The 25,986-nt window shown below is 66.3% G+C and carries 21 protein-coding genes; 8 read left to right on the top strand and 13 right to left on the bottom strand.

What is annotated here, in order from left to right:
• Nucleotides 1-28: 28 nt before the first annotated feature.
• Nucleotides 29-847, top strand: coding sequence for an endonuclease/exonuclease/phosphatase family protein (locus ACFOSU_RS09085; protein ID WP_380688651.1), 819 nt, complete (start codon nucleotides 29-31; stop codon nucleotides 845-847).
• Here ACFOSU_RS09085 and ACFOSU_RS09080 read toward each other — a convergent pair.
• The 7 genes from ACFOSU_RS09080 to ACFOSU_RS09050 form a co-directional block, all read right to left on the bottom strand.
• Nucleotides 838-2,286, bottom strand: coding sequence for a phospholipase D-like domain-containing protein (locus ACFOSU_RS09080; RefSeq protein WP_380688649.1), 1,449 nt, complete (start codon nucleotides 2,284-2,286; stop codon nucleotides 838-840). The genes ACFOSU_RS09085 and ACFOSU_RS09080 overlap by 10 nt on opposite strands.
• 16 nt (nucleotides 2,287-2,302) lie before the next feature.
• The gene (locus tag ACFOSU_RS09075; protein WP_380689233.1) at nucleotides 2,303-3,118 is read right to left on the bottom strand and encodes an ABC transporter ATP-binding protein; all 816 of its coding nucleotides are present in this window, start codon (nucleotides 3,116-3,118) and stop codon (nucleotides 2,303-2,305) included.
• Between the two features lie 103 nt (nucleotides 3,119-3,221).
• Complete coding sequence (locus ACFOSU_RS09070; protein WP_380688647.1) at nucleotides 3,222-4,106, bottom strand: ABC transporter permease subunit; 885 nt, start codon at nucleotides 4,104-4,106, stop codon at nucleotides 3,222-3,224.
• Nucleotides 4,103-5,020 (bottom strand): oligopeptide ABC transporter permease OppB, encoded by a 918-nt coding sequence (oppB, locus tag ACFOSU_RS09065; RefSeq protein ID WP_380688645.1) that lies wholly within the window; start codon nucleotides 5,018-5,020, stop codon nucleotides 4,103-4,105. Before oppB ends, ACFOSU_RS09070 begins: the two co-directional genes overlap by 4 nt.
• Before the next feature lie 23 nt (nucleotides 5,021-5,043).
• Entirely contained in the window at nucleotides 5,044-6,675 is a 1,632-nt protein-coding gene (locus ACFOSU_RS09060) for a peptide ABC transporter substrate-binding protein (protein ID WP_380688643.1), read from the bottom strand.
• Nucleotides 6,676-6,764: 89 nt separating this feature from the next.
• A complete protein-coding gene (gene mnmG / locus ACFOSU_RS09055; protein WP_380688641.1) occupies nucleotides 6,765-8,678 on the bottom strand; it encodes a tRNA uridine-5-carboxymethylaminomethyl(34) synthesis enzyme MnmG in 1,914 nt (637 codons plus the stop codon).
• A gap of 300 nt (nucleotides 8,679-8,978) precedes the next feature.
• Complete coding sequence (locus tag ACFOSU_RS09050; RefSeq protein WP_380688639.1) at nucleotides 8,979-10,421, bottom strand: DUF945 family protein; 1,443 nt, start codon at nucleotides 10,419-10,421, stop codon at nucleotides 8,979-8,981.
• 185 nt (nucleotides 10,422-10,606) lie between these two features.
• On the opposite strand from ACFOSU_RS09050, the gene ACFOSU_RS09045 reads away from it, so the two are divergent.
• Entirely contained in the window at nucleotides 10,607-12,328 is a 1,722-nt protein-coding gene (locus ACFOSU_RS09045) for a sugar phosphorylase (RefSeq protein WP_380688637.1), read from the top strand.
• A 102-nt stretch (nucleotides 12,329-12,430) separates the two neighbouring features.
• Here the strand turns inward: ACFOSU_RS09045 and ACFOSU_RS09040 are convergent, their stop codons facing one another.
• The 3 genes from ACFOSU_RS09040 to ACFOSU_RS09030 all read right to left on the bottom strand — a co-directional run bounded on the left by ACFOSU_RS09040 (nucleotide 12,431) and on the right by ACFOSU_RS09030 (nucleotide 15,895).
• Complete coding sequence (locus tag ACFOSU_RS09040; RefSeq protein WP_380688635.1) at nucleotides 12,431-13,684, bottom strand: GGDEF domain-containing protein; 1,254 nt, start codon at nucleotides 13,682-13,684, stop codon at nucleotides 12,431-12,433.
• A 136-nt stretch (nucleotides 13,685-13,820) separates the two neighbouring features.
• Nucleotides 13,821-15,065 (bottom strand): glycosyl transferase, encoded by a 1,245-nt coding sequence (locus ACFOSU_RS09035; RefSeq protein WP_380688633.1) that lies wholly within the window; start codon nucleotides 15,063-15,065, stop codon nucleotides 13,821-13,823.
• A gap of 11 nt (nucleotides 15,066-15,076) precedes the next feature.
• Nucleotides 15,077-15,895, bottom strand: coding sequence for an HAD-IIB family hydrolase (locus tag ACFOSU_RS09030; RefSeq protein ID WP_380688631.1), 819 nt, complete (start codon nucleotides 15,893-15,895; stop codon nucleotides 15,077-15,079).
• 128 nt (nucleotides 15,896-16,023) lie between these two features.
• Here ACFOSU_RS09030 and ACFOSU_RS09025 point away from each other — a divergent pair, with 128 nt between their 5' ends.
• From ACFOSU_RS09025 to ACFOSU_RS09005, 5 genes are all read left to right on the top strand, one after another.
• Complete coding sequence (locus ACFOSU_RS09025; protein WP_380688629.1) at nucleotides 16,024-16,704, top strand: response regulator transcription factor; 681 nt, start codon at nucleotides 16,024-16,026, stop codon at nucleotides 16,702-16,704.
• Nucleotides 16,705-16,835: 131 nt separating this feature from the next.
• Nucleotides 16,836-18,137, top strand: coding sequence for a sensor histidine kinase (locus ACFOSU_RS09020; RefSeq protein WP_380688627.1), 1,302 nt, complete (start codon nucleotides 16,836-16,838; stop codon nucleotides 18,135-18,137).
• A gap of 128 nt (nucleotides 18,138-18,265) precedes the next feature.
• Entirely contained in the window at nucleotides 18,266-19,378 is a 1,113-nt protein-coding gene (locus tag ACFOSU_RS09015) for a glycosyltransferase family 9 protein (RefSeq protein ID WP_380688625.1), read from the top strand.
• 64 nt (nucleotides 19,379-19,442) lie between these two features.
• A complete protein-coding gene (locus ACFOSU_RS09010; protein ID WP_380688623.1) occupies nucleotides 19,443-20,411 on the top strand; it encodes a chorismate transformation enzyme, FkbO/Hyg5 family in 969 nt (322 codons plus the stop codon).
• Between the two features lie 72 nt (nucleotides 20,412-20,483).
• Nucleotides 20,484-21,593, top strand: coding sequence for a glycosyltransferase family protein (locus ACFOSU_RS09005; RefSeq protein WP_380688621.1), 1,110 nt, complete (start codon nucleotides 20,484-20,486; stop codon nucleotides 21,591-21,593).
• A gap of 30 nt (nucleotides 21,594-21,623) precedes the next feature.
• Here the strand turns inward: ACFOSU_RS09005 and ACFOSU_RS09000 are convergent, their stop codons facing one another.
• The 3 genes from ACFOSU_RS09000 to ACFOSU_RS08990 form a co-directional block, all read right to left on the bottom strand.
• Nucleotides 21,624-22,160: a gamma-glutamylcyclotransferase family protein gene (locus ACFOSU_RS09000; RefSeq protein WP_380688619.1), complete on the bottom strand. Its 537-nt coding sequence runs from the start codon at nucleotides 22,158-22,160 to the stop codon at nucleotides 21,624-21,626.
• A 108-nt stretch (nucleotides 22,161-22,268) separates the two neighbouring features.
• Nucleotides 22,269-22,985, bottom strand: a complete 717-nt coding sequence (gene fliA, locus ACFOSU_RS08995; RefSeq protein ID WP_380688617.1) for an RNA polymerase sigma factor FliA — start codon at nucleotides 22,983-22,985, stop codon at nucleotides 22,269-22,271.
• A 318-nt stretch (nucleotides 22,986-23,303) separates the two neighbouring features.
• Nucleotides 23,304-24,698: a sigma 54-interacting transcriptional regulator gene (locus tag ACFOSU_RS08990; RefSeq protein WP_380688615.1), complete on the bottom strand. Its 1,395-nt coding sequence runs from the start codon at nucleotides 24,696-24,698 to the stop codon at nucleotides 23,304-23,306.
• A 111-nt stretch (nucleotides 24,699-24,809) separates the two neighbouring features.
• Here ACFOSU_RS08990 and ACFOSU_RS08985 point away from each other — a divergent pair, with 111 nt between their 5' ends.
• Nucleotides 24,810-25,943, top strand: coding sequence for a glycerate kinase (locus ACFOSU_RS08985; protein WP_380688613.1), 1,134 nt, complete (start codon nucleotides 24,810-24,812; stop codon nucleotides 25,941-25,943).
• Nucleotides 25,944-25,986: the final 43 nt, after the last annotated feature.

The following is a 25,986-nucleotide window of genomic DNA, read 5'->3' as shown; positions in this document are numbered from 1 at the left end:
GACCAGACTTCGATGTTACGCTGCAGAGGTGAATTCACCCAATATCCCAGCGGCCGCGGACCCCGTCGACGCCGGCGCTGAAACATTGTCGTTGCTCAGCTTCAACATGCAGGTGGGCGTAGGTACCAGGCGCTATCGCGAGTACGTGACCCGCGGCTGGCGTCATGTGCTGCCCAGCCAGCAGGTGCGCGACAATCTCGAGCGCATCGGCGAGCTGCTGGTCGGCCACGATATCGTCGGCCTGCAGGAAATCGACGCCGGCAGCCGCCGCAGCCGCTACGAAAACCAGATCGAGCAGCTCGCCGCGCAGGCCGGCTTCGACTACTGGCGGGTCCAGGTCAACCGCAATCTCGGCCGCGTCGCCCAGCACGGGCTGGGGCTGATCAGCCGCTTCGCCCCCTTCGACGTCAACGAGCACAAGCTGCCCGGACGTGTGCGCGGGCGCGGCGCGATCATCGCCCGCTTCGGCCGCCCCGAGCAGGCGCTGACCGTGGTCGTCACCCATCTCGCGCTGGGCGCCGGCAGCCGGGCCCAGCAGCTGGCCGCGATCTGCGCGCTGGTCGCCGATGACGAGCACGTGGTGATCATGGGCGATACCAACTGCAGCGCCACCGCCCTGATCGCCGACCCCGCGCTCGCCGCCAGCGGGCTGCATGTCTACGACCGGCCGCTGGCCACATTTCCGAGTTGGCGGCCGCGCCGCGGCATCGACCACATCATCACCTCGAGCGGGCTTGCCATCGAGCACGCTTCGGTCCTCGATGCCACGCTGTCGGATCACCTGCCGGTGCACATGCAGGTGCGCCTGCCCGGCGAGCTCGCGGCTGCGATCAAGCCCTACAGATAAGGCGAGAACAGCCAGAAGAACGAATCGCGCAGCCGCGTGGGCCAGCGCCGCCGGCGCAACGCCTTGAGGGTGTAGACGTGGCTGCGCTCGATGGTCGTATCGATATGCTCGGCCAGCCGGCCGACGCCGGCGGCATCGAAGATCTCGATGGCCAGCTCGAAGTTCAGGCGCAGACTGCGCGGATCCAGATTCGGCGAACCCACCAGCGCATAGTCACCGTCGATGACGAACAGCTTGGTGTGCGCGAACGGCGGCGGCCGGTAGTAGATCTTCACCCCGCGCAGCATCAATTCGGACAGCCCGTGCCGCGAGGCCCATTCCACGAACGGCAGATTGTTCTTGGCCGGCAGCACGATGGACACATCCAGCCCGCGCAGGGCCGCGGTCTGCAGAGCACCCACCAGCCCCGGCCCGGGCAGGAAATACGGGGTCATGATCAGAATACGGTGACGCGCGCTCGACACCGCCGTCTGCAGCAGGGTGGCCAGCCGCTCGGTATCGCGCGTGGGCCCGTTCTCGACGCTGCGACAGGCCGCCTGCCCGATCTCGGGCAGATGTCGGCGGCTGATGCCGGTCTGCTTGCCGGTCGCGAACGCCCAATCGGACAGAAACACCGCCTCGAGCTGGCGCACGATCGGGCCGGCGAAGCGAAAATGCATGTCCTCGGTGCCGCCGGGCTGGCTGGCCATGTGCCGGTCGCCGATATTCATGCCGCCGGTAAAGGCGATGCCGGCGTCGGTGACCAGGATCTTGCGGTGATTGCGCAGATTGATACGCAGCGACGGTGGAAACAGCCGCGGCGGCAGAAACCGCGCCGCGGCCACCCCGCGTTTGTGCAGCAGCCGCACCGGCCGGCGCCCCGGCCAGGCGTAGTACTCGCCCACCCCGTCGACGAGCACGCGCACGTCGACGCCGCGGTCGGCCGCGCGTGCGAGCGCGGCGATGAAGCGCTTGCCGACGCGATTGGTCTCGAGGATATAAGTGGTGAGATAGACGAAACGACGCGCGCGCTCGATCGCCTCGAGCATGGGCGGATAGGCCTGCTCGCCGTTATGCAGTACATCCACCATGTTGCCGGGCACCACCGGCCACGCCGACAGCCGGTCGCCGGCGCCGGCCAGTCCCAGACGGCGGCGATCGAGCATGGCGCTGTAATCCCGCAGTTCGGCGTTGGCGCCGGGCCGGTGCGCGCCCAGGCCGTGACGGGAGGCCGCATCCAGGCGCCGGGCACGGATACGCACGCGATTGACGCCGAACATGTAGTAGAGCAACGGTCCCACCGGCGGAAACAGCATCGACACGCCGATCCAGCCCAGGGCACTGCTGGGGGTCTCGCGGGTGAGCAGCGCGTGCACGCTGGCCGCGATCGCGCTGCCGGCCAGAAGCACGACCGTGGCCCAGAATTTGACGAAGCTGATCAGCTCGGGAGCGATATCCATCGGCGTGATGCGGCGCTCAGCCGCGCGGGGCCGGGCGCGGGCCGTCCAGCCGCGGCACCGCGGCGAGCAGCGCACGCGTGTAGTCGTGGCTCGGGCCGGCAAACACCGGCCCGATCGCGCCGCGTTCGACGATCTCGCCACGGCGCATCACCAGCATGCGTTCACACTGGCCGGCGACCACGCCGAGATCATGCGTGATCAGCAACAGCGCGGTGCGGGTCCGCGTACGCAGCTCGGCCATCAGATCGAGGATATCGGCCTGCACGGTCACATCCAGCGCGGTGGTCGGCTCGTCTGCGATGAGAATATCCGGCTCGCAGGCCAGCGACATGGCGATCATCACGCGCTGGCGCATGCCGCCTGAGAACTGGTGCGGAAAATAACGGATACGGCGCGCCGCGTCGGGAATGCGCACAGCATCGAGCATCGCCACGGCAGCGGCGTGCGCGGCGCGTCGGCCCAGCCCGCGGTGACGCGTCAGCACCTCGGTCATCTGAGTGGCGATGCGCAGATGCGGATTGAGTGCGGTCATCGGGTCCTGAAATATCATCGCGATACGCGCGCCGCGCACCCGATTCAAGGTACGCGAGCGCGCCCCGATCAGCTCGATCGGGCCACTGTCGGCGTGCAGCCGCGCACTGCCGGTCACCCGCGCATTGGCCGCGAGCAGGCCCATGAGGGCGAGCACGCTCTGGCTCTTCCCCGATCCGGATTCGCCGACAATACCCAGCGACTCGCCTTCGGCGAGCGTGAAATCGAGCCCGCGCACGGCCTCGACCACGCCGTCGGGCGTATCGAAACTCACTTTCAGGTTCTGAACATCGAGCAACATTCTCAAGCAGGTCTCACGCAAAGCCGCGAAGGCGCCAGGAAGAAAAGAAACCGTACTTCATCATTGGAACACTTTGCGCCTTTGCGCCTTGGCGTGCGGATGCTCAGCGGTCTTTGGGATCCAGCGCGTCACGCAGACCGTCGCCGATGAAGTTGAAACAGAACAGGGTGGCGGCCAGAAAAACGGCGGGCACAATCAGCAGCCACGGCGCACGGCTCATCTCGTCGGCCCCGTCCTTGATCAGCGCGCCCCAGGAGGTCGCCGGCTCGGCCACGCCCAGGCCGAGGAAGCTCAGGAACGACTCGAACAGGATCACCTGCGGGATGGTGAGGGTGATATAGACCGCCACCACGCCGAGCAGGTTGGGCACGATATGCCGCAGCACGATCGAATACGCCGGCGCCCCGGCCATGCGCGCGGCCTCGATGAACGGCTGCTGTTTGAGCGCCAGGGTCTGGCCACGAACGATACGCGCCATATCGAGCCAGTTGATCGCACCGATCGCCACGAAGATCAGCAGGATATTGCGGCCGAAGAACACCATCAGCAGGATCACGAAGAACAGGAACGGCATCGCATAGAGAATATCCACGATGCGCATCATCACGCCGTCGATCCGGCCGCCGGCATAGCCCGCCGTGGCGCCGTAGGCTACCCCGATGACCAGGCTGACGAGGGTCGCGACCAGCCCGATCATCAGCGAGATGCGCCCGCCCTCGAACACCCGCACGAACAGGTCGCGGCCCAGGCCGTCGGTGCCCAGCCAGTGCCCATCGGCCAGCGTCGGCGCGACCCAGATGGCGCCATAGTCCTGGGTGAAATAGTCGTTCGGCGATATCCACGGCCCGGCCACACAGGCGATCACGATCAGGCCCAGCAGCCCGATCGACGCTACCGCCGCCTTGTTCGCGCGCAGGCGTCGCAGCGCGTCGGACCAGAGGCTGCGCCCGCGCACTACCGACTCCAGCTTGTCTGCGGCCGCGCTCATGAGTAGGTCACACGCGGGTCGAGCCAGCCGTAGAGCAGATCGACCAGCAGATTGAAGACCACGATCAGGATGCCGTAGAACAGCACCACGCCCATCACCAGCGTGTAGTCGCGGTTGAGCGCGCCCTGCACGAAGAACAGGCCGAGCCCGGGGATGCCGAAGATGGTCTCGATAACGACCGAACCGGTGATGATGCCGGCCGCCGCGGGACCTAAAAACGACACCACCGGCGTGAGCGCGGCCGGCAGCGCGTGCACCCAGACCACACGCATGGCCGACAGCCCCTTGGCGCGCGCGGTGCGCACATAGTTGGAGCGCATCACCTCGATGGTCGAAGCCCGCACCAGGCGCGCGACATAGGCCATCATCGCCGTGCCCAGCGCGACCACCGGCATCACATAGTTCAGCCAGCCGCCGAGACCCCCTGCAGGCAGCCAGTCGTTATAGACCGCGAACAGCAGAATCATGAGCGGGGCGAGCACGAAATTGGGGATCGAGATACCCAGCATCGCCACGGTCATCGCGCCGTAGTCGAGCGCGGCGTTCTGGCGCAGCGCAGCGAGCATCCCCAGCGGCACGCCCAGCAGCAGCGCGAACAGCAGTGATGCCGCGCCCAGCTTCGCGGACACGGGGAAGCCGGCCGAGATCAGCTGATTGACGGTGACGTCGCGATACTGGAACGACGGCCCGAAATCGAAATGGGCGACGTCCCACAGATAACGCCCGTACTGGCTGATCAGCGGCTCGTCGAGATGATATTTGGCTTCCAGATTGGCGCGTACCTGCGGCGGCAATTCGCGGTCGGCGTCGAACGGTCCGCCGGGCGCGGCCCGCATCATCACGAAGGCGAGCGTGAGCAGGATGAACAGCGTGGGGATGGCACCGAGGATGCGACGAAACGCGTAGCCGAACATCGAGTGCAGACGCAGCCGAGCCCTCAGGGCTCGATGCGCAGATCCTTGCTGTAGTAGATATCGAGCGCGTTGCCGACAAAGCCTTTCACATAGGGCTTGACCAGATACTTGCTGGTGTAGAAATAGATCGGGATCACCGGATTGTCCGCCAGCAGCGTCGCTTCGGCCTTGTGCATGACCGCGTCGCGCTCCGACCCGTCCGGCATATGTGCCTGCTGTTCCTGCAGCGCGTCGTAGGTGCGGCTGGCGTAGGTCGTGCCGTTGAGGCCGAACGCCGAGTGCATGAGCTCGAAGAAGGTGTTGGGATCGTCGTAGTCGCCGATCCAGGCCATGCGGAAGGCCTCGGTGTCGCTGCCCTGGCGCACCGAGTTGAGATAGACCTTCCATTCCTCGTTGCGCAGGGTCACGTCCGCACCCAGCACCCCGCGCCACATGGCCGAGATCACCGACGCGATCTTCTTGTTGCCCTCGTTGCTGTTGTAGCGGATCTCGACCTGCAACGGCTTGTCCCTGGAATAGCCGGCCTCGGCATAGAGTTTTTTCGCCCTGGCCTCGCGGTCGGCGTCGGACAGGTCGGCCCAGGCGAACTTGGGCCCGTCGTAGCCTTCCACCGCCGGCGGAATCCAGCCATAGGCCGGCACCTCGTTGCCGCGGGTGATCTTGTCGACGATCACCTGCCGATCGATCGCCATCGACAGCGCCTGGCGCAGCCTGGGGGCGTCCTTGAACGGCGCATGCCGCAGGTTCAGGCCGTAGTAGTAGACGCCCAGCGTCGGCACCGCCTTGAACTGCGCCGGGATATATTTCTGCACCGTTTCCAGGCGCGACGGCGGAATCACCCCGGCCCAGTCAAGCTCGCCGGCCTGATAACGCGACAGCTCCGAGTTGGCGTCGGCGATCGGGTAATACTCGACCCGGTCGATGGCGGTATTAGCGTTGTCCCAGTACTGATCGTTGCGGGTGATCGCGATCATCGAGTTCACCCGCCAGCTGTCCATCTTGTAGGCGCCGTTGGTGACCGCGTGGCCGGGCTGGCTGAACGTGTCGCCGTACTGCTCGACCGCCGGGCGATACACCGGATAGCTGCTGGCATGCGCCAGCGTGCCCAGGAAATAAGGCGTGGGTTTTTTCAGGGTGATCTGCAGATGCCGCGTATCCAGCGCCTTCACGCCCAGCGTATCCGGCGCCTTGTCGCCGGCGATGATAGCAATGGCGTTCACGATCGGCGCGTGCAGCTGTGCATACGGCGACGCCGTCGCCGGGTCGACGCCGCGGCGCAGGCTATAGACATAATCGGTGGCGGTCACCGGCTTGCCGTTGGACCACTTGGCGTCCGCGCGCAGCGTGAATGTGTAGACCCGTTTGTCGTCGCTGACCTGCCACGACTCGGCGTCGCCCGGCTCCAGATCACCGCTGGGCGAAACCGATACCAGCCCTGCGTAGAGATCGCGCAGGATATTGGCCGCGGGTACGCCACGCGCCTGATGCGGATCCAGCGTGCCCGGCTCGGCGCCGTTGCCGCGCCGGAACACGGTGGTGCCGTCCGCGCGCACCTCGGGGCTGATCTTGACCGGGAAGCTGCCGGGATCCTCGCCGCCACCGCAGGCAGCGAGCCCGGCACAGGCGAGAATCAGGCAGATCAGGAGTCGGTGCATGCGCATCGAAGACAGGTGTTCCGGCCGGGGAAATATGAACGTGAGACTACACGAAAACCGGTCCGGCATTCGCCCGCGCAAACCCGTTCTCAGGCGCTTTTCGCGAGCCGCGCGCCGGTCTTTTTCAGATGCACCAGCAGCAGCGAGATCGCCGCCGGCGTCATGCCCGGAATGCGGGTGGCCTGGCCGAGCGTGGCGGGTCGGACATCGGCGAGCTTGCCCTGCAACTCCCTGGACAGGCCGGACACGCCGGCGTAATCCAGCCCGGCCGGCAATTCGGTGGCCTCATGGGCTCTGGAGCGTTCGATCTCGGCGCTCTGGCGCTGGATATAGCCGGCATACTTGGCCTGAATCTCGATCTGCTCGCAGATCGCCTGCACGGCCTCGGCGTCGAACCCGTCCAGCGCCGGCGCACCGACGGCCGCAATGTACACCACCCGCGCATGATCCATGCCGGGTCGCTTGAGCAGATCCGCGGCCGGCATCGCATGCTTGAGCGTGTCGCCCAGCAATGCCGCGCCCTCGTCTTCGCCCAGATCGGACGGCTTGAGCACGATCTGCGACAGACGCGCCTGTTCGATCGCGACCGCCTCGCGGCGGGCCTCGAAATCCGCCCAGCGCGCGTCGTCGACCAGGCCCAGCTCGCGACCGACCGGCGTCAGGCGGGTATCGGCGTTGTCCTCGCGCAGCAGCAGCCGGTATTCGGCGCGCGACGTGAACATGCGATAGGGCTCGATGGTGCCGCGGGTGATCAGATCATCCACGAGGACACCGAGATAGGCCTCGGCGCGGCCCGGCCACCACGGCGCCTCGTCCACGGCGGCGCGGGCGGCGTTGATGCCGGCCAGCAGGCCCTGGGCGGCAGCCTCTTCGTAGCCGGTGGTGCCGTTGATCTGGCCGGCGAAATACAGGCCACCAATGGCGCGTGTCTCCAGCGTGCAGGACAGGGCGCGCGGGTCGAAGTAATCGTATTCGATGGCATAGCCGGGACGCGTGATATGCGCATCCTCGAAGCCGGCGATACTGCGCACCACCCGCTGCTGGGTCTCGAAACTCAGGCTGGTGGAAATACCGTTCGGGTAGACCTCACTGGCATCGAGGCCTTCCGGTTCGATGAAGATCTGGTGCGACTCCTTGTCGGCGAAACGCACCACCTTGTCCTCGATCGACGGGCAGTAGCGCGGCCCCACGCTGTCGATCTGGCCCGAATACATCGCCGATTCGCCGATGTTGTCGCGAATGATTTCGTGCGTCTGCGCGTTGGTATAGGTGATATGGCAGCAGACTTGGCGCGGATGCTCGGCACGCCGGCCCACGAACGAGAACACCGGCGCCGGCTCGTCACCGGGCTGCTCGGCGAGCTGCGAGTAGTCGATGGACTTGGCATCGATGCGCGGCGGCGTGCCGGTCTTGAGCCGGCCCACCGGCAGATCGAGCGCGCGCAGGCGCTCGGCCAGCGCGTTCGAAGGCGCGTCGCCCGCACGACCACCACCGAACCGCTTGTGGCCGATATGGATCGTCCCACCCAGGAATGTGCCCACGGTGAGTACGACCCGGCGCGCATGAAAAGCCAGGCCCATGGTGGTCATCACGCCTGCGACCTGATGATTGTCCACGAGCAGATCGGCCACCGACTGCTGGAACAGATGCAGGTTCGGCTGGTTTTCCACCATCGAACGCACCGCGGCCTTGTAGCGCGCGCGATCCGCCTGGGCGCGGGTGGCGCGCACCGCCGGGCCCTTGCGCGCGTTGAGCGTACGGAACTGGATACCGCCACGATCGGCCGCACGCGCCATCACGCCGCCGAGCGCGTCGATCTCGCGTACCAGATGGCCCTTGCCGATGCCGCCGATCGCAGGATTGCAGGACATCTGGCCGATGGTTTCGATATTATCGGTGAGCAGCAGCGTACGCCGACCCATGCGGGCCGCGGCCATCGCGGCCTCGGTGCCGGCGTGGCCACCGCCGACCACGATCACGTCGAAATCCGTCTGCGTGTTCATCTGCTGCTCCCGCATAATGCCGCGGTCGGAACCGGAAAACCGGGTAGTTTAACGTGTTTGAGTATGTTTTTTGGCGCCAGCGTGCTCCCGGGCTTGTCGACCGAAACCCGAAAGCCAATTCGTCCGCAGATGACGCAGACGAAAACGCGACAAGCCGAGCTGAGACGATGTCGTCGCCTATTGAGCGCTGTATCCAGATGCGATATCGCTACTTTTTTCGCTTTTTTCTAGATCTGCGTCGTCTGCGGATAAACATGCTTTGCCTGTATTCGCCTTTAATACTCGCGGTCAGAGAATCCATCACAGCCGTTCGCGCGCATTCTCGAACTGATCGACCATGGTCTGCCAGCCGATCTGGTTGCGTCCGTTGAGGCGCAGGCGACCGCGTTTTATCACCAGCGACAGTCGATAGGCATCCGCCGCGGGCGCAGACTCGATCAGCCCCTGATCCACCAGCTCGGCCAGCGCCTTGTCGATATCGCTTTCCTCGATATCGTAGGGCGAACGCCCGTTGGCGAGCATGACCTGCACCGCAATATCGCGCGCCAGGGTGGCCGGCAGCTGGGCGGCGAAATCCAGATCCAGCTGCGATATCGCATCCGCCAGCAGACGCGCGGGTCGCGCCTTGTCCGGCGCCGCCACGCGCAGATGCGCGCTGATATCGCCGCTGGGCGTGGTCAGCCGCAGGCGCTGGATATCGATGACCGGCGCCCCCGCCAGCAGTGGCGGCAGCAGTTCGGCATAGAAACGACGGCGCAGATCGGTAGCGCCCGCGTCGCCCGGCGCACCGGGCGCACCCAGCGCATGGGCCAGCGCCTGCCAGGCATCCGTATCCAGCTGGCGCACTTCACCGTCGATCATGAACGGGCCGGTGTCGTTGTTGTTGATCACGGCCCGGCTGGCGCGGGCGCTGAAGCGCGCGCTCAGGCGTGACGCGTCGGCCGGCAACGGCTGCCACTGACCGACGATGCCCTGAAACAGCGCCGACGTGCCCAGACCGTCCGCCAGCGCCAGCGATTCGACGCGCAGTTGCTGGCCACCGGCGCCGCCGGCCGCGCCGGCGCGAGCATCCGCGGAATCCGGATCGGCAGCGGGAACCGAGCCGCCAGTGCTGGCACTGAGCTTGCGCCAGGTCAGCTGGCCGCCGTTCTCGCCGATCAGCCGGAACTGCGGCGCGCTGATCGCCGCGTCGATGGCGCCGCCCTTGAGCGGCATGCTCGCCCGCGCGGTCACCGCGTCCATGTCGACATGGGCCAGACGGCGCTGGCGCGAGATATCCATGCTCGCGCCGCTGGCGTGCAGCCGCGATTGCGCGCGCCCATCCAGACCCACCCGCGTGACCACGCTCAGCGGCGCCAGCGACGGCTCGAATACCAGCCGCGGCCAAAGCGTCGCCACATCCAGCCGGGTCACTGCTACACCCAGCCCCGGCTGCAATCCGGCGTCCGGATCGACCGGCGCACCAAAGGCAATCGGGCCGTGATAGATGACGCTGTCGAGGGTCACGCTGGCACAGGGCCGCTGCGGGCACAGGGCGTCGTCCAGGCCGATACGGATCATCGCATCGGACTTGAACCAGCCGCGGTTGAAACGGCTGGCAATAACGTGGGTGAGCCCCGGACGCTCGAAGCGCGCCACCGCGTGGTCGAACTCGCGCGCCATGTACAGGCCGAACAGCGCCGGTGCGCCCACGGCCAGCGCCACCAGCGCGAGCACGCCCAGAAACAGGGTCTTACGAATCATCGGGACGACGGCTTGCGCGCGGACCCAGGCCGCGCACCGTGGTCATGGCCAGCGCCGGTACAGCGCCATCCGCTGGTGATCATGAGCGCCTCCGCGATCGACAAGGCAGTGGTTCGTTGAGGGCCTCATGATAACGCGGGCCCGGCATAATGCATGCTGGCACACCTTTTGTATTGCCTAGGGTTATGCTCGATACCTCGACTGAAAACGTCAGCGATCGCACCCGCGAGTCGCTCATTGACTGGCTTGAACCGCTCTACGGCGAAATGGCGGCGGCCCATTGCCTTGACGCCGCGGCCGAGGCGGCACAGCGCCACGGCCTGCCGATCGTGGCCGAGAACGCGATCGATCAGTCGTTCAACGTCATGATCACCTACGGCGATATCGTCCAGCGCCCGGGCGAAGCGCCGCTGGCCACACTCAGGCAGTTCATGGCCGCGAATCTGGCGCATTCGATTGCCGCCATCCATATCCTGCCGTTCTTCCCGGAAAGCTCGGATGACGGTTTTTCGGTGATGGATTACCGCGCGGTCAATCGCGATCTGGGCGACTGGGACGACGTCGCCGCACTCGGCCAGGCCCACCCGCTGATGTTCGATCTCGTGCTCAACCACACTTCGCGCAAGGGCCAGTGGTTCGCCAATTATCTGGGCGACGTCGATCCGGGCCGGGATTATTTCATCGAGGTCGACCCCAAGACCGACCTGCGCGCGGTCACCCGCCCGCGCAGTACGCCGCTGCTCGCCGAGGTCGCCACTGCACGCGGCACCCGGCATCTGTGGGCCACGTTTTCGGAAGACCAGATCGACCTGAATTTCGCCAATCCCGACGTGCTCGGCGAGTTCATCGACATCATCTTCGAATATGTCGCCCGCGGCGCGCGGCTGCTGCGCCTGGACGCGGTTGCCTTTCTCTGGAAAGAGATCGGCGGCCCCTGTATCCATCTGGCGCAGACCCATCGCATCATCAAGTTCCTGCGCGCGCTGCTCGATGCCTACGCGCCGGGTGTGTTGCTGATCACCGAAACCAACGTCCCCCACGCCGAGAATATTTCTTATCTCGTGGACGGCGACGAGGCCCATGTGGCCTATCAGTTCGCGCTACCACCGCTGATCGCCGACGCGCTGATCAACGGCCGCGCCACGCCGCTGACGGAATGGGCCAAGAGCCTGCCGGCATTGCCCGAGGGCTGTCATTTCCTGAATTTCACCGCCAGCCACGACGGCATCGGCCTGCGCGCGGTGGAGTCGATTCTCGACACCGACGCCATCGATACGCTGGTGGACGCGGTCCGGGAGCGCGGCGGCTTTGTCTCCACGCGTGCGATCGCGGACGGCTCGCATCGGCCCTACGAACTCAATATCTCCTACTACGACCTGTTCAGCAGCGGCGAGGATTACGATAGCGACGCCCATATCGCCCGTTTCATCTGCAGCCAGGCGATCGCGATGGCCCTGGCCGGCATTCCGGCGCTGTATTTCCACAGCCTGGTGGGCACCCGCAACGACCGCACCGGGGTGGAGCAGACCGGCCGCTACCGCACCATCAACCGCCGCCGCTGGGACGTGGGCGAGCTCGAGCACCGGCTGGAGGCCGACGGCCACCACGCGCGCGTATTCTCACGCCTCAAGCGGCTGCTGGCGGTGCGCGGCCGCCAGCCGGCGTTTCATCCGGACGCCAGCCAGCAGGTCATCGATCTGGGGCCCTCGTTGTTCGCGGTTCAGCGCCGGGTACACGAACAGACGCTGCTTGCCCTGCACAACGTCACCGGCGAGCCCGTGCGGCTGGCCGCGCATGTGCTGCCCGAAGCCCGCGTACGCCGCAACGTCACCGCGGGGACCGAGATCAGCGGCGCCAGCCGCTCGATCACGCTTGCGCCCTACGAGGTGGCATGGATCAGCAGCTGAGCACCCGCTGATGCGGTTGTCCAGGGATCGTGTTCGCCTGGAAATGCTGGACTGGGCCCAGGGTGCCGAGACGAGACGCCGGCCGGAATGTAAGGGAACCGATCAGAGATTGCCGGTGAGCGCCGGCCGCGGCAGGCTCTCGAAAGACCCGGTCGCCACGCGATTGCGGCCCTGGCGCTTGGCCTTGTAGAGCAACCGATCGGCGGTCGCCAGCACGGCGGACAACGAGTCGTTCTCGTCGGGCGCCGACACATAGCACAGCCCGACACTGACCGTGACCCACGGCCCGACCGTCGAACGCTTGTGCTCCATGTGCAGCGCCTGGACCGCAGCGCGCAGGTTCTCGGCGTGCGCTTCGAGCCGATCGCCGCTTTCGCCGATCCATAGCGCGGTGAATTCCTCGCCGCCGTAGCGGCCACAGACATCCAGCGGACGGCGGGCGTAGGATTCGACCATCTGCGCGACCTCGCGCAGCGTCTGGTCACCGGCCGGATGGCCGTAGCCGTTGTTGTAGCGGCCGAACTGATCGATATCGATCATCGCCAGGCCATAGCCGAGCCCTTCGCGCACCGCGTGGGCGTGGGCGACCGTCAGCGAACTCTCCAGCGCATGCCGATTGAGCAGACCGGTGAGCCCGTCGCGGCGCGATACCAGTTCCAGCAGGCGCTGATCCAGCCAGGCGCCGCGCATCGAATATTCCGATGTGTACTGCAGATAGGCCGCGATCAGGACGAGCGTGCCCGCCGCGGCCAGATGGTAGTAGGCGGCATGCGGCGGCCGAATCCCCCAGACCTCGATCGCGATCACCAGCAGCGCGGTCAACACGCCGACCGGAATAATGATGCGTGAACGCACCCGGCCCAGGGCGACGATGCCGACAAAGCCCACGGCCGTGAATTCGACAGGAAAATCGACGCCCTGCTCCATCAACAGCACCCGAACCCCCATCAGGCCGGCCACGATGGCGACGAACTGGATCGTCATGATCGCTTCGGCGAGCCGCGCGGAGACACCGCGTGCGCAGGCCACGATAGCCAGCACCAGCACCGGCAGCATGCCGGCGTACTGCACCAGTCGTATCTTGGTGTTCGCGGCTACCGGCAGGTCGAACACGACGGTATCGAACACCGGCGCAAGCAGGATCGTGAGCGCGGCCATTGCCAGCAGGGCAATCCGGTTGGCGCGCGCCGAGCGGTTGAGATCGTGCTCGAACTCGCGCTCGAGCGCAGGCTCGAAACGCAGCCAGCGAAAACCATAATCGAGCTGGCGCCGTATGGCACCGATCGTCCAGGGCGCGGCTCGACTGCGCTCCAGTTGCTGCGCATCCCTGAGCGCCTGATCGCGATGTCGCGGCATATAACGTGATCGGGAAACAATAATCGAAGCCGGCTTTATTACCACGTCGGCCGTTCACGAACCTGAACACGCCCCCCGTGGCCGCCCGCGCGCGGCGCGTGAGCTCAGCGTGCGTCGAGGCGCCTAAGCCGCGAGATTAAACGGATCCGGCCCCTGCTCGAGCCTGGGCGTCGGCGTGATCGGCCTCGACCGCCGCATGGAAGTCGGCCAGAAAATCGGGGAACGCCGCGCGCACCCGATTCCAGGTCGGCATGAACGGCACTTCCATCGGATTGGCCAGATATTGTTCGCCGGCATTGATGATCGCCTCGACGAACACCTCCACCGTCTTTTCTTCCTTGTGGCGGTCGTATTCCAGGCCGTTGATCTGGGCATCGAAATAGAAACGCTCGACGCTGTCCAGCGCATTGCGCAGATACACCGCCTTGATGGTGCGGATGGTTTCCGGATTGAGTACCACCCCGTAGGTGGCGAGCTTGCGATAAAGCGCCTTGGCGATGTCGTTGCTCATCTTGGCCAGGCCGCTTTCGGCCTCGTGATCGGAAACCGGCTGGTGCTTGTGATCGTAGTAGTCGGCGATATCCACCTGGCAGATCGCATTGGGCGTGTAGTTGCGATGCACCTCGGCAAGAATGCCGACTTCGAGACCCCAGTCGCTGGGGATACGGATGGACTCGGCCACGCTCGCGCTCATCGCGCATTCGCCGGACAGCGGATAGCGAAAGCTGTCCATGTATTTCAGATACTCCATGTCGCCGACCACGGTCCGCAGCGCGCGCAGCAACGGCGTCATGAACAGGCGTACGACGCGGCCGTTGATATGGCCGTTGGCGACTCGTGCGTAATAGCCCTTGGTGAAGCGAAAGGTGAAGTTCGGATGCACCATCGGGTAGAACAGCCGCGCCAGCAGGTCACGGTCGTAGGTCTTGATGTCGCAGTCGTGCATGGCCATGACCCGGCCGGTGCCGGAGGCCAGAAAATAGCCCATGCAGTTCCAGACGTTGGCGCCCTTGCCGGGCCGCTCCGGTGCCAGGCCTTCCGCATCGAGCTGGTCGTAGAGCTTGAGCAGGCGCGGGCCGTCGTTCCAGAGCAGCCGATGCGGCTGGCCTAGATTCTTGAAGAACTGGTGGGCGTGGGCGAACTGCTCGGCGTTGGCCGCGTCCAGGCCGATGATGATTTCGGCCAGATAGTCGACCTGCGACAGCTGCTCGACGATGGCCGGCAAGGCATCACCCTCGAGTTCGGAATACAGGCACGGCAGAATCAGCGACATCGGCCGGCGCTTGCCGAAGGAGCGCAGTTCCGCCTCGAGTGCGGCGATCGGCCGTGCACCAAGACGGTGCAGCGTCGTGATCAAACCATTTTGATGAAAATCCGCCATAGCGCCTGTCCTTATATTTCTCGATTGGCGATCAGTTCATCGATCGCGGCCGCCCAGCCAAGCGGGCCGATACCACCGGCGTGCCGGATCGCGGCACCCGGGGGCGCGTAGTGGCTGCCGTCCGGACGCGCGACCCAATAGCCGATATCGGCCGCAGCCAGCAAATCCGCGTCGTTGCCACTGTCGCCCAACGCTATAGCAAGAATCGCGCCGTGGGCATCCGTAAAACGCGCGCGCAACCAGCGCAGCGCATCGCCCTTGTGGGCATGACCGAGCAGATGCACGAAGCGCCCGCCGGTGCGCGTCACGTAGCCGGCCTCGGCCACCCGCGCCTCGAAATCGGCCAGCGCGGCATCGTTGTCCTGCCACAGCAGCGGCTCGGAGGCGCGGCGCGCGCGGGCCCGTGCCGCGCTGGCCGGATCCAGACCGGTCGCCGCCTGGACATCGGCGTCATCCATGTCGCCGAAACCGGTATAGCGATAGCCGTGGGTGTCACGCAGGCGCACGGCCAGCGCGCGCAGCTCGGCGTAATCGGCGCCCAGCGTCGTGGTGATCAACGGCGTGGCGGCATCGCAGGGCTGGCCGTCGAAATAGTGCTGCGGCACGGCGACCGCGCCGCCGTTCTCGACCGCGAACGGATGCCCGTTGCCGAGCGCCTCGCGCAGGGCAACGACTTCCGCGGCGGTCTTGCTGGTGACCAGGCACACCGGAATACCGCGTTCGGCCAGTGTGCGCAGGGCAGGCGCCGCGGCCTGCCAGCTGTAGCTGTCGTGATCGAGCAGCGTGGCGTCGAGATCAGTGAACACCACGCCCTGGGAACGGTCGAACATTCGGGTCATCCGCGCACTACGGGCCGTCGGGCGTATGCAGGCAGTGTAGACGACCCGGACGAGCCCGCCGCGTCACGGTTATGCTCATAATTGATTAAGATAACGATAAATACAGGGTGGGTACGTCCATGCGCATACTCGTGATCGAGGACAACGAAGACCTCGCCGCCAACATCATCGAATTCCTGTCGGCGAAAGGCCACGTCATGGACAACGCCACCGACGGCGTCACCGGCCTGCATCTGGCGGTGGTCAACGAATACGACGCCATCGTGCTGGATCTGATGCTGCCCGGCATCGACGGCCTCGATCTGTGCGCGCGCCTGCGCGGCGAGGCCGACAAGCAGACACCCATTCTCATGCTCACCGCGCGCGACACCATCAAGGACAAGCTGGCCGGCTTTTCCTCGGGCGCGGACGATTACCTGATCAAGCCGTTTTCGCTGCTGGAACTCGACGCCCGACTGGCCGCGATCGGCAGCCGCGGCCCGCGTCGCAGCCAGCACGTGCTCAAGGTCGGCGACCTGGTGCTCAATCTCGACACCTGGCAGGCCGAGCGGGCCGGCGGTCGCATCAGCCTGACGCCGACCGCCCTGCGCCTGCTCGACGTGCTCATGCGCGCCTCGCCGCGGCTGGTGCGCCGAGCCGAGCTGGAAGCGGCGATCTGGGGCGATCACCCGCCGGATTCGGAAGCCCTGCGCACCCATATCCACGCCCTGCGCTCGGCGATCGACAAGCCGTTCGACAACGCGCTGCTGCATACCGTGCCCACCATGGGCTACCGCCTGATCGACCCGGAAGCAGCCTGACCCGTGGTCACGTCCGCCGCCGCCACGCAGGCCGCCGCGCGGCGCGCGTCGTTCGGTCGGCGTGAACGGGACTGGCGCCCGGCACCCTGCGCGACGGATGTGCTCAGGTCGGCACGAAAAGTTGACCCCTGTTGAACCGCCCGAGCTCGCGTATCTGGCAACGCCTGAAGCGACCGCAGGACAGTCTTCAGGTTCGGGTCACCGCCGCACTCGCGCTGTTCGTGGCGGTGGTGGCGACACTCATGGTGCTGGCCCTGTTCGCCATCAACGAACGACTGGAGTCCGACCTGCTCAACGGCATCGTGGCGCACGAACTCGATGAACTGGAGGCGGAGTACCCACACGAAGGCGATGCCGCGCTGCCGACGTCGGCCACCATCGTGGCGTTCGTGGTCGAGCCCGACGCGCTCGATACCCTGCCCAAGCCGCTGCGTGCCCTGCCCGCGCACGAACGCGGCATGAATATCGATTTCTCCAACCGCACCTATCGGGTGGCGACCACCGTGATCGAGGGCAAAAGGGCGTTTCTGGCCTACGACATCACCGCGATCGAGGCACGCGAATCGCTGTTCAAGATCGTGTTGATCATGGCCGCCTTCATCGTGCTCGCCCTGGCCGTGCCGCTGGGCATGTGGATCGCCCGGATCAGCCTCAAGCCGATCAATGCGCTGGCCGAGCATGTCGGCAACCTGCGCCCGGGCGACCCGGCGCAGACGCTCGCCGAACGCTTCGAACGCTATGAAGTCGGCGTGATCGCGCGTGCCTTCGATCGGTTCATGACCCGACTCGATGGCTTCGTCGAGCGCGAGCGCAGCTTCACCGCCGACGCGAGCCACGAGCTGCGCACCCCGCTGGCGGTGATCCAGGGCGCGATCGAAGTGCTGCAACAGGACAAGCGCCTGGCCGACAGCGCGCCGATGACGCGTATCGAACGGGCCGCGCGACAGATGGCCGAACTCATCGAAGCGCTGCTGTTTCTGGCCCGGGACGAAGCCCTGGAAGTCGACAACAGCCATGCCCGCTGCGAGGCCGATCGCGTGATCACCGAAGTCGTCGATGCCTATCGGCCGATGATGGGCCAGACCCGGCTGGATATGCCCGCGCTGGACCCCTGCGAGGTGCAAGCGCCGCGCATCGCCCTGATCATCGTGTTCGGCAACCTGCTGCGCAACGCCCTGCGACACGGCGGCCAGGAGGTTCGGGTGACCCTGGCCAACGGCCTGCTCACCATCGCCGACAACGGCGGCGGCATGAGCAGCGAACAATTGCGCCACGCCTTCGACCGCGGCTATCGCTCCGGTCCCGGCGCCGGGCTGGGCCTCGGACTGTATCTGGTCAAGCGGGTCGCCGACCGGTATGGCTGGCGGATCCGGCTGGCCAGCCGCCCCGACGAAGGCACGCGCATCGAACTGCGGCTCGTGGCCGGCCGCTGACCGAAACACGCCCGTTTTGCGGGCGTATCGGCGCGTGCTTCACGGTTTCTTCATGCCGCACTTACGCGCCTGCCAGTCGCTGGCGTTCATCATGCCTCTCAAACAAGCCACATAACGCCGATTGCCGGATGGGACGACAGAACACCGCGGTCAACGCCACGGGCTGGCACGCGGTCATCAAACGCTGGCGCCGCAACAACCGCGGCCGACTCAATCGCCTGCTTACGCGCCTGCTCGGCACCGCCGCGCCGCGGCGACGCGCGCTCGCGCCGGACACGCGCCGGATTCTGGTGGTGCGCCTGAACAAGCGACTGGGCAATATCCTGTTTCTTACCCCACTGCTGCGCACACTGGCCGCATCTCTGCCCACCGCGTCCATCGATGTGCTGATCCAGGACGTCAAACAGAAGGCGCTGCTGGAAAGCCTGCCCGGCGTCGGCCGAGTCTGGGTGCAGGAAAAGACCCTGACGAAGCTGTTCGGACTGGCCCGGCAGCTGCGCCGCCAGCACTACGACCTGGCGATCGACCCGAGCGGCAACTCCACCAGCAACCGACTGGCGATGGTGCTGTCGGGCGCGCGCCAGCGCATGGGTTTTGCTGGCGACACCCAGTGGTTGCGCCTGAGCCACGCCGCGCCACGGCCACGCAGCCGGCATCAGGCCGAGCAGGCGGTAGAGCTGTTCGCCGAAAGCGTCGACACGCTCGCACTGGAGTGCTTCGACACGCTCGCGGTGTTTCCGGCGGCAGCTGCGCAGGCGCAGGCGCGCCAGCACTGGGACGCGGCCTTCGGCGACGCGGACGTGCGGCGACCGGTGATCGGCTTTTTCGCTCACGCGACCGGCAACAAGCAACTGCCCGCGGCCTGGTGGGACGACTGGTGCAGGGCCCTGGCGACGCGCCTGCCCGGCGCCACGCTCGTGCAGATTCGGCCACCCGGCCAGCCGGCGAACCTGCTCGAGGATACGGTTGGCGTCTCGATCGCCGAACTCGATGTGCTCGCGGCCCTGATGACACGTATGGATGTGTTCGTCGCGGCCGACAGCGGCCCCATGCATCTGGCGGCCGCTGCCGGCATACCGGTGGTCGGCCTGTTCCAAAGCACTGACCCGGCCGCCTATGCGCCGCTGGGCCGCGGCTGCATCTCGCTGTCCGGCGATACGCTGACCGGCACGCAAGCGGCCCTCGCCGTCGCGCGTATCGCGGCGTCCGCACAACGCGGCGACACCGCACGCGAAGGCTGACGAATAGGCTTTTCGCCCCGCGGATACTAGACTTCGCGTCCATCGCCCCCTCGCCGCTTCCTGCATGTCCGACGACCGCACCCATCGCCCGCCGCGCTTGCGTTGGCGTGCGGGCATCCGCGATGGCCCGGCGTTGGCCCATATCCGCCACGACAGCGCGCCGGACGCGGATATCTTCGCCTGCCCGCTGCGCTGGCTCGCCGGGGATTTCGATGCCGAGACATGGCAGCTCGACGGCGACCTGACCCAGGGCACGCACCACGGCTGGCATTATCGGCGCAGCGGCGATCTCGTCTTTGCTGCCCGGCACGTCGACGACGGCGACGGCCCGGATCCGCAGGCCGTGCAGCAGATCGCCCATGACGCCTATCGACAGCTGTTCGCGCTCCAGGGTGAACTCGGCCTGCGCCATGTCCAGCGCATCTGGCACTGGCTGTCGTCGGTGACCGCGGGCGCCGGCGACGACCAGCGTTATCAACGATTCTGTCGTGGCCGCGCACAGGCCCTCGATACGCCCGGCCAGCCGATGACCACCCTGCCGCCCGCCACGCTGGTCGACAGCGCCCGCCGCGGCGTGCGTCTGCACGTCCTGCTCGGCGAGCGAGCAATCGAAGCAGTGGAAAACCCACGCCAGATCAGCGCCTATGATTATCCCCGCGCATACGGCGTGCGTGCACCGGCCTTCGCCCGCGCCGGTATCGTGACCTTGGCCGACACTCCCTATCTGCTGATATCCGGCACCGCCAGCATCGTCGGCCATGCCAGCCGCCACATCGGCGATGTCGCCGCCCAGTCGGACGAGGCGCTGACCAACGTCGCCGCGGTGATCGAAGCCGCTGCCCACCGGATCGGCCCGCGCCGGCTCACCGAGCTCGAGTGCATCAAGGCCTACCTGCGCCATCCCGAGGACGCGCCGGTCGTCCACGCCGTGCTGCGCCGGCGCCTGCCCGGGGTCGCCGTGGCGCTGCTGCACGCGCCGCTGTGCCGCGACGATCTGCTGGTGGAGTTCGAGGCCCAGATGCGCCTTCTCTGACCACGGCTCCCGTCACGGTTTCGTCATCCGCGGGCGCTACCGTGGACGGCGACATCAACATCCGTGATCGCCATGCGAATCGCTTATACGGTGATGGGTTACGGGCGTGGACACGCCATGCGAACCGCGGCCGTGCTGCCGGCACTCGAACAGCGGCATACCGTGCGTGTCTTCGCCGGGCGCGATGCCCACGAGGTGCTGGCAACCGAGCACGACAGCGTGGAGATCCCCGTCATCGGCTATCAGTACGGCGCCAATGGCCGGATCTGCCCGCGTCGCACCCTGACGCGTAACGCACCCGTCGTGGCCGATCTGCTCGCCGCCGGACCCCGCACCCGCGCCGTCTGGCAGCAGATGGCCGATTTTGCGCCGGACGTGGTCATCTCGGACTCCGAGACCTATGGCCATCGCTTCGCGCGCCATCACGATATTCCGCGAATCGGCTTCGATCATGTCGGCATCATGGCGTATTGTCACTGTCGTTTCGCTGCCGGTGATCGCCTGGCCGGACTGCGCGACGGTCTCGGCTACCGCATGTTCATGGGCGACCCGGATCGGGTCTTGGTGTCCAGCTTCTATCCGGCTGCACCGCGTCGCGACAGCGTCCAGGTGGTGGGCCCGATTCTACGCGACCCGGTGCGTCAGGCGCGGCCCTCGACCGGCGACTATCTGCTCGTTTATCTGAACAAGGGCGATCACCAGTACACCGCGGCACTCGACACGGCACTACGGGCCTGCGGCGAACGCACGCTCGTCTACGGCACATCCCGACGCGGCGACAGCAGCAATCTGTGTTTCAAGGCACCGTCACAACAGGGCTTCATCGACGACCTGGCGGGCGCTCGCGCGGTGATATCCACGGCCGGCAATCAGCTGCTCTCGGAGGCGATTCATCTCGGCAAGCCAGTGCTCGCGCTGCCCGAGGATGCCGTGGAACAGCGCCTGAACGCACAGGCTGTCGTGGACATGGGGGTGGGTCAGAGCGCGGCGTTGCACCGGCTGTCGCTGACCGTGCTAGGCGACTTCCTGGAGCACTGCCCGGCCTATGCGGCAGCGACCGCGGCGCATCGAGCCGATGGCCTGGCCGACGCGATTCAGAGCCTGAACACATCGATCGCTCGACTCGCGCGCGGACGTATCCAGCAGCCCGGACGGATCGCCCGACTGACCGGCGCCTACTGACCCTTCGCAGTTCGCCCCGGATCGAGCGGGTCAGTCGTTCCGGCTTTGCTCGAACGCGGGCTCCACATTGTTCGGCTGATGGCGCAGGATATCGGCGTTCAGACGCGCACGCGCCCGATCACTGTCGGCCTGAGCGCCCACACGCTCGAGGGCCGCTACGTAGTCCGCCGGCAGCCCATGCTCCCGGGCGCCGTTGACGACGAACGCGCAGTACCAGTCGAACGGCACGAGGCTGTCGTCGAGATGTTCCGGCAGGCCACGGTAGATGGCCGCCCTGCGCGGGCCGCTTGCGCTACCCACCTCCAGCTCCAGAAACGCATACGCGGGCCCTTCGGCGGCGTGCAGTATCTCGAGCCGATCGGCGTCGAGTTGGAATAGCACCCCATGAACGACGTCGGTCGCGTCCCCGGTATGCAGCACGTTGCATTTGCCCGAGCCGTCGCTGCCGCGCAGATGAAAATGCAGTTGATGACCCGCAAGCCAGGCCGCGCCGGCCGGTCGTACGCTGGGCACGCGCTGAGCCAGCCGTGCGGTGAGCATGTTGGAGCCGTAGGCGAAATAGAACATGGCGGCCACTATGAGCAGGAGCGCAAAAGCTTACCCTGTCGCTAGGCGCCGGCAAAAAAAAGCCGCCAGACGGCGGCTTTCAGGACACGGCCGAGCGCTTGCGTCTATTCAAGCCGCTTCCCCGATCAGATCACGCATCTGACGAATCGCGCGGCCATGCAGCTGACAGACACGTGATTCCGACACCCCCATGCGTTCGGCAATCTGGCGCAGATTCTCGCCGGCTTCGTAGTACAGATGCAGCAACATCTGCTCGCGCTCGGGCAAACTCTGCGACGCTTCCATCACCGCGCGACACATGTCGTCGTGCTCCACCTCGTTCTCGGGCATCGCGGAATCGTTGGCGCAGACCTCGAGACCCGGCTGATCGGCCAGCGTCGCGTCGAGACTGGCCAGATGCGCGAGGCCGATATCGTCACACAGGCGACGGTATTCCGGCAGCGCCATGCCCATTTCAGCCGCCACGTCCGGCGCCGAGGCGGCGCCACCACAGCGGCGCTCGACATCATGCCGGGCCTGGGCCAGCGCACGCGCCGACCGATGCAGCGAGCGCGGCGCCCAATCACCGCGACGGATCTCGTCGAGCATCGCCCCGCGGATACGGATGCCTGCAAAGGTGGCGAAACTCGCGCTCTCGTCTTCCTGGTAGCGCGACTGCGCTTCGAGCAGCCCGATCACGCCGGCCTGTACAAGGTCCTCGATATCGACACAGCTGGGCAGACGCCGATGCAACCGCCAGGCAATACGCTTGACGAGTTCGAGGTTCTCATCGAGCAGCGGCGAAAAATTCAGTGCTGCAGGACCGCGGTTCGTGGACAAATGCATGAGCTCTTCCCCTCGCTTAAAGACAGCCGGCACATCCCGACACTGTTTTTAGTGACTATCGCTGTACGCGAACCCAATCGATTACGGCTAAACAATTCCCTTCAGTAGCCGTTAAAGCAATCGATGTGCCACTTTTTTCACCTTATATATCATGCATTTAGGCATCGATGTGACAATTATTGTCAAAAAGGTGACGCGATTTGTGCCGCTCTGCGGCACTATTGTGACGTAAATCCCACAAATAAAGCGCGAACTAATGTGCGACAGGCATAGCGTTAAGGGGGATGGCGGGATTTCGGCTTGAAACGGAACCCGATTTCAATCGTTGCTGATCGCGTAGCGCCTCAGCTTCTCGATAAGTGTGGTACGTCGCAGGCCAAGCGCACGGGCCGCATGCGCGACCACGCCTGCCTGCTGTTCCAGCGCCTGAGCGATCAGACGCTTTTCCAGCGTCTCGACGAGCTCGCGCAGATCCACCCCGTCTTCAGGCAGCCGCAGGGCCTCGATCTGCTCGGCGGGTATTGACGACGGCGCCGCCGATGACGGGGCCGGCCTGCTGGCGGGACTATCGACGGCGGCGGCAGGCGCCGGTGCGGTCGGCCGATTCATCGACAACTGGGCGTCGAGCCGCTTCCAGTCGATACTCTCGCCGGGGTAGAGAATCGTCAGTCGCTCGAGAAGATTCGCCAGCTCCCGTACATTGCCGGGCCAGTCGTGGCTTTTGAGCCGCGACATGGCGACGGAATCGAAATACGGAGCCGGCCCCGGAATACGCCGTCCCAGCGACGCCATCAACGACGCGATATCCACCGCCCGTTGACGCAACGGCGGCACCCGGATCGGGAACACCGCGAGCCGGTAGTACAGATCATCCCGAAACCGGCCCTGCTGTATCGCCGCCGCCAGATCCCCCTGCGCGGCCGAAATGATGCGCACATCCGTACCCGCCCCGCTCGCACTCCCGGCAGCCGCGAGCACCCGCTCGTTGAGCGCACGCACAAGCCGGGCCTGCAGATCCGGCGTCATGTCGTCGACGCCGTCGAGAAACAGCGTGCCACCCCGGGCCTGCGCCAGCCGTCCGGCGCCCCCCTCATCCGCGCCGACCACCCCGGCGCCCTCGCGACCAAACAACTCGAACTCCAGAAGATCGCGCGATATCGCGCCGCAATCGAGCACCACGAACACACCGCGACGGCCCGAACGACGATGAATCTCACGCGCGACGCGTTCCTTGCCGGTCCCGGACTCACCCGTGATCAGCACCGGGGTGCGCGTGACGGCGACGCGTTCGATGAGCTGGCGCACCTGCTGCATCGCCGCGCTATCGCCGACCAGTTCGTCGTCGGTATCCAGCAACACCACGTTGCGCAATGTCGCCAGCAGCTGCGTGGGCGAGGTATCGGTATGCAGGATCGCGCGAAAATCATGTACCGCCGGCTCGTCCATGTCGCTGACGATCACACAGGGAAGCTGAGTGGCGAGCACTGCCGCGGTATCACGCAGCTCGATATCGCCATCCAGATCGAGCACGACCACGAGACGGTACATCCGCAGCAGGCGCGGGCCCGCATACGCCAGCTCCGGCGGCCGCATGAAGCCGAAGGTCATCGATTCGGCGGCAAAGTGGTCGAGCACGGGCGCCGCCAGCGCCCGCCGCCCGGCCATCACCAGCACTGAGGCGTTATCGTTGCCGTCTGCGGTTTCGCCTGTCACGTGTCGATGTACAATCTGGAACCTCGCAAACTGCTTCCCCAGTACCTGCCGGTGCGTTTCGCATAGAGTCGACAGGAGTATACATTTGCGTCTTCTTAATCGGCCGCAGCCATGAATTCGTTACATATCGTGCTCGCCCCCGACAGCTTCAAGGGTAGCGCCTCGGCGCTGGATGTCGCCCATGCGCTCGGCGAAGGTCTGCAGCAGGCGCTGCCACAGGCGCGCCTGACGCTGGCGCCCATGGCCGATGGCGGCGAAGGCACACTCGACTGCGTGGCCGCGGCCTGCGCCGGCCACTGGCGCCACTGCAGCCTGAATGCCATTCACGGCCGCGCGATCGAAGCGCCCTGGTATCACACCGACGAGGGCCGCGCCGTGGTGGAATCAGCCAGCGTGCTGGGCCTGCCCCTGGTCGAGGCCACCGCCGACGCGCCGGCATTGCGCGCGCGCAGCAGCCAGGCACTGGGCGAACTGCTGCGCACCATACTCGATGACGGCGTGCGCGATATCGCCGTCGGGCTGGGCGGCAGCGCCTGCAACGACGCCGGACTGGGGCTGCTGGTGGCCCTGGGCGCGGTGGCCCGCGACCGCGACGGACAGGTAATCGCGCCGAGCATGAACGGTCTGCTCGCGCTGGCCACGCTCGATCTCGACGACCTCGACCCGCGCCTGGCCGATACCTGCATCACCGCGCTGTGCGACGTCGACAACCCGCTGTTGGGCAGCCAGGGCGCCAGCCGTGTCTACGGCCCCCAGAAAGGGCTCAGCAACGACGAGATCGAAGCCGTCGAGGCGGCCTTCCAGCGCCTGGCCGGACAATGCCCGGAGCACGCCGATACCACCGCGCCCGGCAGCGGTGCGGCCGGCGGGCTCGGTTTCGCCCTGGCCGTGCTCGGCGCCGAGCTCGCCCCGGGTGCGAACACGCTCATGGACATGACCGGGCTGCGCGCCGTGCTCGACGACGCCGACCTGGTGATCACCGGCGAGGGCCGGTCCGACAGTCAGACGCTGTCCGGCAAGCTGCCGCTGGCGATCGCGCGCGCCGCCGCGCCGACGCCCACCGTGCTGGTGTCCGGGGCCGTGGCCGAAGACGCCCGCGCCACCCTCGAGACCCATTTCGCGGCCTGTCATACCCTGGTCGAACGCGCCGGGAGCGTCGACGCCGCCTGCGCGGATCCGCTGCACTGGCTGCGCCTGGCGGCGCGTGAGATCGGTGACACCGCATTGTCACTGGCCGATCGCTGACGTCACGCCTATGATGCGGCACAACGTCGCATCCCGGCCGCCC

Source organism: Salinisphaera aquimarina, from assembly GCF_042643355.1.
GTDB lineage: Bacteria > Pseudomonadota > Gammaproteobacteria > Nevskiales > Salinisphaeraceae > Salinisphaera > Salinisphaera aquimarina.
The sequence above is the reverse complement of the archived record's forward strand: the minus strand, read 5'-3'. Positions and strand labels throughout refer to the sequence as shown.